Annotated in this window: 12 protein-coding genes; 8 read left to right on the top strand and 4 right to left on the bottom strand. The window is 34.2% G+C overall.

All coding sequences use genetic code 11. From position 1 onward, the window contains the following. Window positions 1–25 precede the first annotated feature (25 nt). The 3 genes from CELAL_RS17030 to CELAL_RS17040 are packed head-to-tail and all read left to right on the top strand — an operon-like array spanning window position 26 to window position 3,085. Entirely contained in the window at window positions 26–1,078 is a 1,053-nt protein-coding gene (locus tag CELAL_RS17030) for an o-succinylbenzoate synthase (RefSeq protein WP_013552126.1), read from the top strand. Next, entirely contained in the window at window positions 1,069–2,028 is a 960-nt protein-coding gene (locus CELAL_RS17035; RefSeq protein WP_013552127.1) for a CPBP family intramembrane glutamic endopeptidase, read from the top strand. Before CELAL_RS17030 ends, CELAL_RS17035 begins: the two co-directional genes overlap by 10 nt. Then, a complete protein-coding gene (locus tag CELAL_RS17040) occupies window positions 2,012–3,085 on the top strand; it encodes an AMP-binding protein (RefSeq protein WP_013552128.1) in 1,074 nt (357 codons plus the stop codon). Before CELAL_RS17035 ends, CELAL_RS17040 begins: the two co-directional genes overlap by 17 nt. Window positions 3,086–3,087: 2 nt before the next feature. On the opposite strand, the gene CELAL_RS17045 is transcribed toward CELAL_RS17040, so the two are convergent. Next, window positions 3,088–3,693, bottom strand: a complete 606-nt coding sequence (locus CELAL_RS17045) for a zinc-ribbon domain-containing protein (RefSeq protein WP_013552129.1) — start codon at window positions 3,691–3,693, stop codon at window positions 3,088–3,090. A gap of 325 nt (window positions 3,694–4,018) precedes the next feature. Here CELAL_RS17045 and CELAL_RS17050 point away from each other — a divergent pair, with 325 nt between their 5' ends. Both CELAL_RS17050 and CELAL_RS17055 read left to right on the top strand, forming a co-directional pair. Further along, window positions 4,019–6,130: a VWA domain-containing protein gene (locus CELAL_RS17050; RefSeq protein WP_013552130.1), complete on the top strand. Its 2,112-nt coding sequence runs from the start codon at window positions 4,019–4,021 to the stop codon at window positions 6,128–6,130. 89 nt (window positions 6,131–6,219) lie between these two features. Further along, on the top strand, window positions 6,220–7,566 hold the full coding sequence (locus CELAL_RS17055) for a M24 family metallopeptidase (RefSeq protein ID WP_013552131.1): 1,347 nt from the start codon (window positions 6,220–6,222) through the stop codon (window positions 7,564–7,566). Here the strand turns inward: CELAL_RS17055 and CELAL_RS17060 are convergent. Then, complete coding sequence (locus CELAL_RS17060) at window positions 7,563–9,191, bottom strand: acyl-CoA carboxylase subunit beta (protein WP_013552132.1); 1,629 nt, start codon at window positions 9,189–9,191, stop codon at window positions 7,563–7,565. The genes CELAL_RS17055 and CELAL_RS17060 overlap by 4 nt on opposite strands. 77 nt (window positions 9,192–9,268) lie before the next feature. Between CELAL_RS17060 and CELAL_RS17065 the strand changes: the two genes are divergently transcribed. The 3 genes from CELAL_RS17065 (at window position 9,269) to ettA (ending at window position 12,252) form a co-directional block, all read left to right on the top strand. After that, complete coding sequence (locus tag CELAL_RS17065) at window positions 9,269–10,252, top strand: Gfo/Idh/MocA family protein (RefSeq protein WP_013552133.1); 984 nt, start codon at window positions 9,269–9,271, stop codon at window positions 10,250–10,252. 85 nt (window positions 10,253–10,337) lie between these two features. Beyond that, window positions 10,338–10,514, top strand: a complete 177-nt coding sequence (locus CELAL_RS17070; RefSeq protein WP_085951526.1) for a CAL67264 family membrane protein — start codon at window positions 10,338–10,340, stop codon at window positions 10,512–10,514. Between the two features lie 46 nt (window positions 10,515–10,560). Further along, window positions 10,561–12,252, top strand: a complete 1,692-nt coding sequence (gene ettA / locus CELAL_RS17075; protein ID WP_013552135.1) for an energy-dependent translational throttle protein EttA — start codon at window positions 10,561–10,563, stop codon at window positions 12,250–12,252. A 139-nt stretch (window positions 12,253–12,391) separates the two neighbouring features. On the opposite strand, the gene CELAL_RS17080 is transcribed toward ettA, so the two are convergent. Together CELAL_RS17080 and CELAL_RS17085 are read right to left on the bottom strand one after the other, a co-directional pair. Further along, window positions 12,392–13,192, bottom strand: coding sequence for an MBL fold metallo-hydrolase (locus CELAL_RS17080; protein ID WP_013552136.1), 801 nt, complete (start codon window positions 13,190–13,192; stop codon window positions 12,392–12,394). A gap of 3 nt (window positions 13,193–13,195) precedes the next feature. Next, complete coding sequence (locus tag CELAL_RS17085) at window positions 13,196–13,660, bottom strand: GNAT family N-acetyltransferase (protein ID WP_013552137.1); 465 nt, start codon at window positions 13,658–13,660, stop codon at window positions 13,196–13,198. Between the last annotated feature and the right edge of the window lie 132 nt (window positions 13,661–13,792).

A 13,792-nucleotide genomic window follows, 5' to 3' on the forward strand; every position in this document is an offset into this window, starting at 1 on the left:
TATAGTTAAATTTGATCTCTAAATTATGGAAGCAACCTACAAAAAATATATTTTAGACTTTAAGCGTCCTAGCGGAACTTCTCGCGGCGTACTGAAACAGAAAGAAACCTGGTTTATTATACTTAAATCTAAAGGGAAATTCGGAATCGGGGAATGTGGAATATTACGTAGTTTAAGTATTGATGATGTTCCTGAATATGAAGATAAACTAAAATGGACTTGTGAGAATATTCATTTAGGGAAAGAAACACTTTGGATTGCATTGATGGACTTTCCTAGTATTCAATTTGGAATAGAACAAGCTTTTTTATCGCTTGCCTCTTCAGATAAATTTATATTATTTCCTTCTGATTTTGTAACAGGAGGAAAGCCAATACCAATCAATGGATTAATATGGATGGGTGATGAAGTGTTTATGCACGAACAAATTCAGCAAAAAATAGAAGATGGTTTCCTATGTATTAAAATGAAAATTGGTGCTATCGATTTTGAAACAGAATTAAAATTGTTAGCCTCTATTCGTGCGAAATATAGTCCTGAAGAAATAGAATTAAGGGTAGATGCTAATGGAGCATTTAAACCAGAAGAGGCATTGGCTAAATTAAATAAGTTAGCTACATTTAATCTTCACTCCATAGAACAACCCATTAAACAAGGTAATATTCAGGAAATGAAACTCTTGTGTGCAAAGACACCACTACCAATTGCTTTAGATGAAGAATTAATTGGTGTTTTTGATGTAACAAAAAAACAAGAACTGCTACAAACTATACAACCACAGTATATTATTTTAAAACCAAGTTTGGTTGGAGGAATAAAAGGGTGTGAAGAGTGGATTTCAATTGCCGAGAAAAACGGAATAAAATGGTGGGTGACTAGTGCATTAGAGAGTAATGTAGGATTAAATGCTATAGCACAATGGACATTTACTTTAGAAAATGACTTACCACAAGGTCTAGGAACTGGTGGATTGTACACAAATAATTTTAAAAGTCCGTTGGCTGTTGAAAATGGCAAATTGTACTATAAGAAGAATAAAAATTGGAATGCTAATTTGATAAGTGATTTATGTATATAGAACAAGCGTACAATGGGTTAAGAGATTCTTGGAGGTATATTTTGGGCTTTGTTATTATAATAATAGGCTGGCAGTTTATAGGTTTGATCCCACTTTTAATGGGTATGGCTGTGCATGCTACAAATGGTGGAGGGATGGCAGCAACGATTCCTGAGATGGCAAAGGCTCTTGGGAATAATATGTTTGTTTTTCTGATGCTTATTTCATTTGCTATAGGGTTGGCTTTTTTATTTTTTGTAGTGCGTTTTTTGCATCACCAATCCATAATATCATTAACAACGTCTAGAGCTAAAATAGATTGGAAACGTATCTTTTTAGCGTTTGCTTTTTGGGCTGTGATTACTATTTTAATCACAGGTGTGGATGTCTATATGTCTCCAGACAATTATGTTTTGAACTTTGATTTAAATAAGTTTTTGATACTTGCAGTAATAGCTATTTGTTTAGTGCCCTTGCAAACAAGTTTTGAAGAGTATTTATTTAGAGGATACCTTATGCAGAGTCTTGGTATTCTTGCAAAAAATAGATGGATACCATTAGTTGTAACTTCTACCGTGTTTGGTTTAATGCATATGTTTAATCCGGAAGTAGCAAAACTAGGTTATGGTATTATGGTTTACTATATTGGTACGGGTTTCTTTTTAGGTATCTTGGCACTTATGGATGAAGGTTTAGAGCTTTCCTTAGGCTTTCATGCTGCAAATAATTTAGTAACAGCCTTGTTAGTCACTGCAGATTGGACTGCTTTTCAAACAGATTCTATTTATATAGATATATCTAAACCAGAATTGGGGTGGGATGTTTTTATTCCTGTTTTAATAATCTATCCTATTCTTTTAATTATTTTTTCTAAAGTATATAAATGGACCAATTGGAAAGAAAAGTTAACAGGAAAAGTACTTACAGAAGAAGCATTTTTAGCATTAGAAAATAATGAGCCTCAATCATAAATATATTCATCCAGATTTTAAATTAAACGGAATTTCATTTTCATTCATGGATCTGAAAGAAGTAGGGTACAGCCTAATAAAAGAAGGATTATTCTATGAAATTTCAATAGGCAATTTTCTTTTAGACTGGGGCAATGAGGAGGACTATTTAGAGGTTTCAACCTCAGGGTCTACAGGGGTTCCTAAAAAAATACGATTGCAGAAACAATACATGGTAAATTCTGCTATGGCTACAGGATCTTTTTTTAAGCTACATGTAGGGAACACTGCTTTACTCTGTTTACCTGCAGATTATATTGCAGGGAAAATGATGTTGGTTCGGGCTATGATTTTGGGTTTATCACTTGATACGGTAGCTCCAAACTCAAGCCCCTTAGAGGGTACTACTAAAAATTATGACTTTGGTGCAATGATTCCATTGCAACTTGAGAACTCAATCGACAAAATAAACCAACTACAAACATTGATTGTTGGCGGAGCAAAAATGTCGGATAATCTTAAAATTGCTATTCAAAATAAAAGCGTTAGGGTGTTTGAAACCTATGGAATGACGGAAACGATTACACATGTAGCTCTAAAAGCGGTAAATCACCTAGAAGCTACTTCTGATAGAAGCTTTAAGGCATTACCTAAGGTTAGCTTTAAACTTGATGAACGTGGTTGTTTGGTTGTTAAAGCACCTAATATTTCGGACCAAGAAGTAGTAACTAATGATTTGGTTCAGCTAATTTCTTCTACAGCATTTGAATGGTTGGGGCGCTATGATTCTATAATTAATTCAGGAGGCGTTAAGTTAATTCCAGAAAAGATAGAGTCTAAACTATCAAAAGTAATTGCTGCTAATTTCTTCGTAGCGGGACTTCCAGATCAGAAATTAGGTCAAAAACTAATCCTACTCGTAGAAGGTGAAATGAATAAAGCAGACCTTCTAAAAAAACTTCAGAACCTTAGTGCATTAGATAAATTTGAAGTTCCTAAAGAAATTCATACGGTAGCCTCATTTCTTACAACTGCAAATGGTAAAATCCAGCGTAAAAAAACGCTAAACCTCATATAGGACTATCTCTTAATATCATAAAAAACTTTTTCATCAAAAAGATTTCGAATTTCATCTTTTCCCATGAAATATGAGGGTTCTGTATAATTGGCTAACTTATCAATTTCATTTACATCACTTTTTTTATTCGTTTCATAATCATTTTGAATTACAAAAACGGAGTCGGCTGTAATAGAAGTTATTTTTAGTGTAGTAAAATATCCAGATTCAGAATTTTTATATTTAATGACATCACCTACGGCAGGCTCATTTATATAGTCCTGTAAATCGCCCGAGTGTTTTAGGTTAGTGAAAATTATCACACCAATTATTGCAAGTATTATTCCCAATCCAGACCAATACCAAATTGGTGTTTTAGTATTTTTACTTACCTCTTTAGAAGCGTTTTTAAGTTTTTCATTCATACCATTTTGCTCTAAAGTAACCTTGCAATTTGTGCATTCAGAAAACGATTTTCTTCCCATAGGAAAAACAGGTATCCAATAGAGGTATGCATATTTTCCATAAACTGATAGGTTATGAACTGTATTCTCATTGCAATTATCACATTTTATACCGCTTTTTCGTTCGCTGTGTAGATGTGTTCCTTTAGTTCCGTAAAAAATCATAGATTATATTTTATCTAAATATATACAAAAAAAATAAATAATGAAGGTTAATATTTTTGCTTAGCCTATAGATCATATATTTTAATTCCTATGTTTTGATTAATTTTTATTAGAAAAGATACGCTTATGAAGGGTAATTTAGAATTTGAAAATTTGAAGAAAATTAATGGGCTTACATTGGCGTTAAGCTAATTCTATAGCTAGTAAATTATAGTATTCTTACTATAAAACACCGTTTACTCACTCAAAGGTGCACTTCCCTAATTTCTTATTTTAATTTGCTTTTTAGTCTTGTAGGTTTATATCACTCTTAAAAACGATAAAGATGAAAAACACGTTACTACTATTTTTTATTGCAATGTTAAGCAATACAATCAACGCACAAGTAAAAACCATAAGTGGCATTGTATCAGACCAAACAGGACCCTTACCAGGAGTACAAGTATATATAGATAAAGCGGCTAGTGGTACTGAGACCGATTTTGATGGCAAGTATTCTATAAGTGCATCAAAAGGAGATAAACTCGTGTTTGCCTATTTAGGCTATGATACGAAAGAAATAAGCGTTACAGATACTTTAATAATTAACGTTATACTTGAAGTCGCTTCAAATCAACTAGATGAAGTAGTTATTGTAGGATATGGAGTTCAAAAAAAACGAAGTACAACTGCTGCCCTTACCGTAGTACATTCGGAAAGTATTCAGCGTAGGACAAGGTCTAGGAACGTTAAAAATAACAGTCCTCAACCGGTACATAATCAGCTAGCAGAGTCTCAATTATCAGGGATTTCATATAGTCCGGCAGAAATTAAAATTAGTGGAAATAAAACGGTTTCAGAAAATAATCTACCGCTCTACATCGTAGATGGGGTGGCAATTCATACTAAGAACAATAGTATCGTTGCAAATTTAGATCCTGATACTATTGATAAAATTAAGGTGTATAAAGGAAATAAAGCAATTGGCCTGTATGGTAGTTCTGCTAAAAATGGGTGTATTGTTATTCGTACTAAAAGAGGAAATTATAAAATTACTAATGATGAAAAATATGCTCAACTAACAGAGAATCCGTTTAAGCGATTAGCTTTAAGTCCACTTTCTACATTTTCTATAGATGTAGATAAAGCGGGGTATAGTAATATTCGTAGGCTAATTAATGCAGGAAGTCAAATTCCTATTGATGCTGTGAAGATTGAAGAAATGATTAATTATTTTGATTATGACTATCCGCAACCTTTAGGAGAACATCCTTTTTCTATTAACCTTGAGGCCGCTAAAACTCCTTGGAATGCTGCTACTAAAATAGTGCGCATTGGGTTGCAGGGTAAAGAATACTTAAATGAAGACTTGCCAGCATCTAATCTTACGTTTTTAATTGATGTTTCAGGGTCTATGAATAATCAAAATAAATTACCACTTTTAAAATCGGCTTTCAAGCTATTGGTACATCAACTGCGAGAAAAAGATAGAGTTTCTATAGTCGTTTATGCAGGAGCAGCTGGTGTCGTTTTAGAACCAACAGGTGGTAATGATAAGGAAAAAATAATAAAGGCATTAGATAATTTAAGCGCGGGTGGTTCTACAGCAGGAGGAGAGGGTATAGAATTGGCTTATGCATTAGCAGAAAAGAATTTTAAACCGAATAAAAACAATAGGGTTATTATGGCAACCGATGGCGATTTTAATGTAGGAGCTTCTTCCGATAAGGATATGGAAACCCTGATTGAAGAAAAACGTAAATCAGGAATTTTCTTATCTGTATTAGGATTTGGAATGGGGAATTATAAAGATTCTAAATTAGAGAAATTAGCAGATAAAGGAAATGGGAATCATGCGTATATAGATACGATGCAAGAGGCGCAAAAAATATTTGGAGAAGAGTTTGGAGGAACCTTATATACCATTGCTAAAGATGTTAAAATACAGATAGAATTTAATCCAACAAAAGTACAAGCTTACCGCTTAATTGGGTATGAAAACAGATTGTTAGCAGATGAAGATTTTATCGATGATAGAAAAGATGCAGGAGAATTGGGTAGCGGTCATACGGTTACGGCACTCTATGAAATAATTCCTGTTGGTGTAGAAAGTGAATTTCTTAAAGAGATACCAGACTTAAAATACACCCAACCAGAATTAAAAAATGAGTATTCGGATGATCTTTTTACCGTAAAATTTAGATATAAAAAGCCGAACGAAGATAAAAGTATAGAAATGGTAGCGGTATATAAAAATCAATTTACAGAAATGACTCCAGATTTTAAATTCTCTTCTGCTGTAGCACTTTTTGGAATGCATTTAAGAAAATCTCAGTATTTAAATAATGCGAACTTAAACGATGTATTGACTTTAGCAACTTCGGGAAAAGGAACAGATCAGAAAGGATATCGATCAGAATTTATTCGTTTAGTGAAAACAGTAGATAGTAGTCTTTAAAAAAAGTGCCGAAAGGCACTTTTTTCTTCTTTAATAAGTTGTATTTTCAGGGTTAAATTTTTTAATTATAGACCAATAACATTCCACCTATGAAAAAAATAACGCTAACCTTAGCCTTGTTGTATTCCTTAATTAGTCTCGCGCAGCACATATTACCAGAGAAAGAAAGAGCTCTAGTAATCGATGAAATCCTAGAAGAACGCTTTGATGTATTGCTCCCTACTTTGATGGATGCTGCAGCTATTGATATGTGGATTGTGATGTCTCGGGAATATAATGAAGATCCTGTTATTAAGACCATGTTGCCTGCAACTTGGTTAAATGCGCGTAGAAGAACCATCCTTTTATTTTATAGAAACAAAGCAAAGAATACCATAGAGAAATTGGCGATAGCACGTTATGATGTGGGTAAAAGCATTGTTTCTGCTTGGGATAAAAAAAAGCAACCAGATCAATGGAAAAGACTTATAGAATTAATTCAAGAACGAAACCCAAATAAGATTGGACTTAATTTTTCTAAAGACCATAATATCGCTGATGGTTTGGATAAAACAGATTATGACGAGTTCATGAGCTATTTACCTAAGAAAATGCATTCCAAAGTAAGCTCTGCAGAACAACTTGCAGTGCGATGGATAGAAACGCGAACGCCACGTGAAATGATTATTTATAACCAATTAGTAGACATAACACATGATATTATCGCAGAAGCATTCTCAGAAAAAGTAATTACTCCAGGTGTTACAACCACAACAGAAGTGGAGTGGTGGATGCGCCAAAAAGTTACCGATTTAGGCTTGGAGACATGGTTTCATCCTACGGTAGATGTGCAACGCAGTAGCGAAAAATTAGTAGCTCATTTGTATTCATTTTCAGGCAGACCCGATGGTTTAACTATTGTACCGGGAGATCTATTGCATTGCGATTTTGGGATTACGTATCTAAGGTTAAATACCGATTGTCAGGAGTTAGCCTATGTTTTAAAACCAGAAGAGAGAACAGCACCTAAATTTTTAGTAAAGGGATTAATGGAAGGGAATAAAGTTCAAGATTTTCTGACTAAAAATATGATAGAAGGAAAAACAGGGAACGAAATTTTGGCAAAAGCATTAAAAGAAGCAAAAGCTGATGGATTAAAACCATCAATATACACACATCCGTTAGGGACTTACGGACATTCTGCAGGGACTACTATCGGAATGTGGGATTCGCAAGATGGAGTTATGAAAGATGACGGTGAAAATTATCCATTAAATAAAAATACCGTTTACGCTATAGAATTGAATACAACGATTACGATTCCTGAGTGGAATAGAGATATTCGTATTATGCTTGAAGAAGCAGGTTTCTATGGCGAAAACGGATTTAGATATGTAAATTGGCGACAAACGGAATTACTATTAATTCCGCGTGTTAAAAATTATCAAGGCAACTAAACCTGTATAACCCCTAAATTAAATGGTTTTTCTATCGGTGCATGATTCGCAGCATCAATCCCCATAGAAATCCATTTTCGGGTATCTAATGGATCGATGATACCATCGGTCCATAAACGCGAAGCCGCGTAATACGGAGAAACTTGATCATCATACCTATTTTTAATTTTATTAAACAGTTCAGCCTCTTTCTCAGGCGTAATTTCTTCGCCTTTTTTCTTTAAGGAAGCCTTTTCTATTTGTAATAATACTTTCGCCGCTGAGTTACCACTCATAACCGCTAACTCTGCACTGGGCCATGCTACAATTAAGCGGGGGTCGTAAGCTTTACCGCACATGGCATAATTACCAGCACCGTAACTATTACCTATAATGATAGTAAATTTTGGTACTACAGAGTTACTTACGGCATTTACCATTTTTGCACCATCTTTTATAATACCACCGTGTTCACTTTTGCTTCCTACCATAAAGCCAGTAACATCTTGTAAAAATATTAATGGAATTTTCTTTTGGTTACAATTAGCTATAAATCGGGTAGCTTTATCTGCAGAATCAGAATAGATAACTCCGCCAAATTGCATTTCACCTGTTGTCGTTTTTACAACTTTACGTTGGTTTGCGACAATACCAACAGCCCAGCCGTCAATACGCGCATACCCCGTTAATATCGTTTTTCCGTAACCTTCTTTGTATTGTTCAAAATCAGAATCATCAACCAAACGTTTGATGATTTCAACCATATCATATTGATCAGATCTTGATTTAGGTAAGATTCCGTAAATGTCTTGAGGATTTTCTTTTGGTTTTTCGGACTTAATTCTATTATAACCCGCTTTATCAAAATCACCAATCTTACTCATGATATTTTTAATCGTATCTAAAGCATCAGCATCGTCTTTTGACTTATAATCTGTTACCCCACTAATCTCACAATGAGTTGTGGCACCGCCTAATGTTTCGTTATCAATACTTTCGCCAATAGCAGCTTTTACCAAATAACTTCCCGCTAAAAATATACTCCCGGTTTTGTCTACAATTAAAGCTTCATCACTCATGATAGGTAAGTATGCTCCACCAGCCACACAGCTGCCCATTACAGCAGATATTTGGGTAATTCCCATGCTACTCATGACTGCGTTATTTCTAAAAATACGCCCGAAATGCTCTTTATCTGGGAAAATTTCATCCTGTAAGGGCAAATAGACGCCAGCACTATCTACTAAATAAATTATGGGAAGTTTATTCTCAATAGCAATTTCTTGAGCTCTTAAATTCTTTTTTGCGGTAATAGGGAACCATGCACCTGCTTTTACAGTAGCATCATTAGCAACAACAATACACTGCTTGCCTTTTACATATCCTATTTTTACGACTACACCACCAGAAGGGCAACCTCCGTGTTCTTTATACATACCGTCGCCGACAAAAGCACCAACCTCTATAGATTCCGCTTTGTCATCTAATAAATAATCAACCCGCTCTCTAGCGGTCATTTTACCTTGAGCATGTTGCTTGTCAATTCGGCTTTTTCCACCACCTAATTTAACAGTAGCTAGTCTTTTCTTTAATGCTGATAAAAGTAATTTATTATGATCTTCGTTTTTATTGAAGTTGATATCCATAGGTACTAAAATTTCTTTAATGGGTATAAATATAAGGAGTAATTATTGATTAACTTTGATAATATATAAAGAGATATATGAAACAGAAACTACGTTGGGGAATAGTTGGTTTAGGGAGTATCGCAAATCATTTTGTAAAAGATCTTGCTTTAGTTGAAGCATCTGAATTGGTAGCGGTAGCATCTAGAAATCTTGATAAAGCTCAAGAATTTTCTAAAACCTATGCCTCTAAATATGCATTTGGTAGTTATGAGGAATTATTTAAATGTACTGAAGTAGATGTTATCTACATTGCCACCCCACATTCATTTCATGCCAAAATAGCTATTGATGCTATGTATTACGGAAAGCATATTTTATGTGAAAAACCCTTAGGAGTGAATACTGCTGAAGTAGTTAAAATGTTTGAAGCTGCTAAAGAAAATAACGTGTTTTTAATGGAAGCCTTATGGAGTCGGTTTAATCCAAGTATTCAAAAAATAACTGAGCTGATTGCAGAGGGTGTTATTGGGGACATAAAATATGTTCATGCTGATTTTGCTTTTCCAGCATTGCATAGAGATGATGAGAATAGACTTTTAAATCCAAATTTGGCAGGAGGTTCACTTTTAGATATAGGTATTTACCCTGTATTTTTAGCGTATTTGTTGTTAGGAAAACCTGATGATATTATGGCGTCTTCTAAGTTTTACAAAACAGGAGTAGAAATGCAGACGGCTATGATTTTTGATTATCCAGATGCACAAGCTGTTTTATATAGCGGATTAAATTCTAAGTCAGCAATGAAAGCTGAGATTTCAGGAACTAAAGGAGCTATTTATATAAATCCAAGATGGCACGAAGCACAAGGTTTTGAGTTGGAACTTAACGAAAAAATTACGAAATTTGATTTACCGACGAAAGGTAGGGGGTATTATTATGAAATTTTGGAAGTTCAAAATTGTATAGGTAATAAGGAATTAGAAAGTACGTTATGGAATCATGAGGATAGCAGGAGTCTCATTGGGTTATTAGATAGTATTAGAGCTAAAACAGGAGTTGTTTTTCCTTTTGAAGAATAAAACTTAGCGTTTCTAAATAGAAAACTCCTTAAAATAACGATATTTGATCCCACCAACGAACTAAAAATTACAAGATATTATGGGAATGAATAAAAACACGGTGCTCGCATGGGCTACTTTTATAATGATTTTTGTAGGATTATCTTTAATAGCCTTAGGGGCTTTTAGGTATTACGAAGTTGCAGGGTATGGTTTTGCAGCTGTAGGAATTGGATTTTTAGCAGTTGCTTGGGTTTTTAATGCCTTGAAAGGAAGAGTTTAAATTTGACCACAAAATAAAGTACAAACAATTAAATATAGTTAATTACATGTCTGACGATAAGAAAGTAATTTTTTCCATGTCTGGGGTTACTAAAACCTATAAAACGGCAAATACACCCGTTTTAAAAAATATTTATTTAAGCTTTTTTTACGGAGCTAAAATAGGTATTCTTGGTCTTAATGGATCAGGAAAGTCTACACTCCTAAAAATTATAGCAGGAGTTGATAAGAATTTTCAAGGAGATGTGGTTTTCTCTCCGGGCTACCGCGTAGGTTACCTAGAACAAGAGCCACAATTAGATGAGGATAAAACAGTGCTTGAAATTGTAAAAGAGGGTGTTGCAGATACGGTTGCAATTCTTGATGAATACAACAAGATAAATGATATGTTTGGGTTAGAAGAAGTATATTCTGATGCAGATAAGATGGATAAGCTAATGGCGCGTCAAGCCGTGTTGCAAGATGAAATAGATGCCGCAAATGCTTGGGAATTAGATACCAAATTAGAAATTGCTATGGATGCTTTACGTACTCCAGATTCTGATAAAAAGATTGGGGTTTTATCTGGAGGAGAGCGTAGGCGTGTAGCCTTATGCCGTTTGTTATTACAAGAGCCAGAAATATTGTTATTAGATGAACCTACGAACCACTTAGATGCAGAATCTGTACATTGGTTAGAGCATCATTTAGCAGCATATAAAGGAACTGTTATTGCCGTAACGCATGATAGATACTTTTTAGATAATGTTGCGGGTTGGATTTTAGAATTAGATAGGGGAGAAGGTATTCCTTGGAAAGGAAATTATTCTAGCTGGTTAGATCAGAAGTCTAAGCGTATGGCAGATGAAAGTAAGGTTGCTTCCAAACGTCAAAAAACATTAGAACGCGAGTTAGAGTGGGTACGTCAAGGAGCAAAAGGCCGTCAGACTAAGCAAAAAGCACGTTTAAATAATTACGATAAGTTAATGAGTCAAGACCAAAAGGTACTTGATGAAAAACTTGAAATTTATATTCCTAATGGTCCACGTTTAGGAACCAATGTTATTGAAGCCGTTGGGGTTAGTAAAGCATACGGAGACAAACTTTTATACGAAGATCTTAATTTTAAACTTCCACAAGCAGGTATCGTTGGGGTTATTGGACCAAACGGTGCTGGTAAAACTACCATTTTTAGAATGGTGATGGGAGAAGAGAAATCTGATAAGGGAGAATTTGTAGTGGGTGATACTGCTAAAATCGCATATGTAGATCAAAGTCACTCTAACATTGATCCAGAGAAAACAATCTGGCAAAACTTTAGTGATGAGCAAGAAATGATCATGATGGGAGGCCGTCAAGTAAATTCTCGCGCATATTTAAGTCGCTTTAACTTTTCAGGAAGTGAACAAAATAAAAAAGTGAATATGTTGTCTGGGGGGGAACGTAACCGCTTACATTTAGCAATGACCCTAAAAGAAGAAGGGAATGTATTGCTTCTAGATGAACCTACAAACGATCTTGATGTAAATACATTACGTGCATTAGAAGAAGGTTTAGAGAATTTTGCGGGTTGTGCCGTTGTTATTTCTCACGACCGTTGGTTCTTAGATCGTATTTGCACCCACATTTTAGCTTTTGAAGGAGATTCTCAAGTATATTTCTTTGAAGGATCATTCTCTGATTATGAAGAGAATAAAAAGAAACGTTTGGTTGGCGATTTAATGCCGAAACGTATTAAGTATAAAAAACTAATTCGTTAAGTACCGAATTGTTTGAATATAGAAAAAGGCCTTCCAAATTGGGAGGCCTTTTTATTTTGATATTTTGTAAACCAGCTAAATAGATTAGAAACAGTAGTTATAATTTAAAAAGCAGATAAAAACAAATGCAATTATTAGTTTAATAATCCATTTTCGGATACCAATCTAATTGGATCACTTCGATAGTAGGATCTCCTTCATTGACTAATTTCTTAAACTTAGCAACATCACTCACCTCCGGATTTCCTCTGTAATGGTAAGGATACACTTGTTTAGGCTTAAATTCTAAAACAGCACTCGCTGCGCTTTCTTCCGTCATTGTATAAGGAAGGTTCATACAAATGAAAGCCTTATCAATATCTTTTAAAGCACGCATTTCAGGAATATCTTCGGTATCACCTGAAAAATAAATACGCTCCTCGTCTTTACTTAAAAGGTATCCGTTACCTCTCCCTTTTGTATGAAATTTTAAAGCTTCCTCACGTAAGTTGTACATTGGTATTGCTTCAATAGTAATACCATTAAAAACTGCCTTTTCCCCATTGGCTAAAATTTGCAATTGCGATTTTAGATTTTCAGGTAATTTATCAGCCACTGCTTGTGGTACTATTATTTTAGTTTCAGAAAGATCCAAAGAATCTAGAGTAACACTATCTAAATGGTCACCGTGTATGTCGGTTATCAATAAAAGATTAGGTTTTTTTTGCTCGGTATATTCACCTGCCCCACCAACAGGATCAATATAAATAGTAGTTTCGCCCCATTGCAATACAGCAGAAGCATGTTCAATAGGTGATATAGTGATAACGTCTTCCGTTTTTAGAACTGTTTCGGTTTCAGTGGGGTAATTTTCGACACCTATTTCTTCTTTTTTATTTTCTTTGCAGCCTATCGCAAAAAATCCTAATAAGCTTAGTGTTACTAACTTTTTCATAAGCATACTTTATTTTAATTGTAGTTCCATTTTAATATCACTTCTGGCATAAGGTAAATCCGTTTCTAAGGGTACCTCCACAAAGTTATATTTTCTATAAAGGTATAAAGCGTGTGGAAGTTTAGTACTTGAATACAAAATAATTTTATCCCAATCGCTTTTCTCACCAAACCGTATTGCAAATTTTAATAATTCTTGTCCAATTTTAAGTCCTTGGTATTTTTCATTAACAGCCATTTTTCCTAATTCAAAACTAGTAGCATTAACTTTAAGGAACGAGAAACAGCCAACGATTTTTCCTTCATACTTTGCAAAGAAAATATGTCCGTTTTTTTTCAGTATGGTATTTTCGCAATCAGTAAGTAGTTCTTTATCCTTTTCTTCTACATAAAAATATTTTTTTAACCATGCTACGTTTAAATCATAAAAATCTTTGGAATGTATTGATTCGTAAGGTATTATACTAACGGCCATGTTTTATTTTTTTTATAGGCTTTAAAAATAAGGCATTTGTGAACTATTTTTTGCTTAAAAAATCTAAAAATAAGTTTAAAACGTATATATTTCTGATACAAACAAACCCCCTCGTAAGAGGAAAACTAAAAA

Origin of the sequence: Cellulophaga algicola DSM 14237 (assembly GCF_000186265.1) — a bacterium.
Taxonomy (GTDB): domain Bacteria; phylum Bacteroidota; class Bacteroidia; order Flavobacteriales; family Flavobacteriaceae; genus Cellulophaga; species Cellulophaga algicola.

Excerpts from the sequence above, each read along its gene's own strand:
- CELAL_RS17030 (WP_013552126.1), top strand. The coding sequence starts at position 26 with ATGGAAGCAACCTACAAAAAATATATTTTAGACTTTAAGCGTCCTAGC.
- CELAL_RS17035 (WP_013552127.1), top strand. The coding sequence starts at position 1,069 with ATGTATATAGAACAAGCGTACAATGGGTTAAGAGATTCTTGGAGGTAT.
- CELAL_RS17040 (WP_013552128.1), top strand. The coding sequence starts at position 2,012 with ATGAGCCTCAATCATAAATATATTCATCCAGATTTTAAATTAAACGGA.
- CELAL_RS17045 (WP_013552129.1), bottom strand. The coding sequence starts at position 3,693 with ATGATTTTTTACGGAACTAAAGGAACACATCTACACAGCGAACGAAAA.
- CELAL_RS17050 (WP_013552130.1), top strand. The coding sequence starts at position 4,019 with ATGAAAAACACGTTACTACTATTTTTTATTGCAATGTTAAGCAATACA.
- CELAL_RS17055 (WP_013552131.1), top strand. The coding sequence starts at position 6,220 with ATGAAAAAAATAACGCTAACCTTAGCCTTGTTGTATTCCTTAATTAGT.
- CELAL_RS17060 (WP_013552132.1), bottom strand. The coding sequence starts at position 9,191 with ATGGATATCAACTTCAATAAAAACGAAGATCATAATAAATTACTTTTA.
- CELAL_RS17065 (WP_013552133.1), top strand. The coding sequence starts at position 9,269 with ATGAAACAGAAACTACGTTGGGGAATAGTTGGTTTAGGGAGTATCGCA.
- CELAL_RS17070 (WP_085951526.1), top strand. The coding sequence starts at position 10,338 with ATGAATAAAAACACGGTGCTCGCATGGGCTACTTTTATAATGATTTTT.
- ettA (WP_013552135.1), top strand. The coding sequence starts at position 10,561 with ATGTCTGACGATAAGAAAGTAATTTTTTCCATGTCTGGGGTTACTAAA.
- CELAL_RS17080 (WP_013552136.1), bottom strand. The coding sequence starts at position 13,192 with ATGCTTATGAAAAAGTTAGTAACACTAAGCTTATTAGGATTTTTTGCG.
- CELAL_RS17085 (WP_013552137.1), bottom strand. The coding sequence starts at position 13,660 with ATGGCCGTTAGTATAATACCTTACGAATCAATACATTCCAAAGATTTT.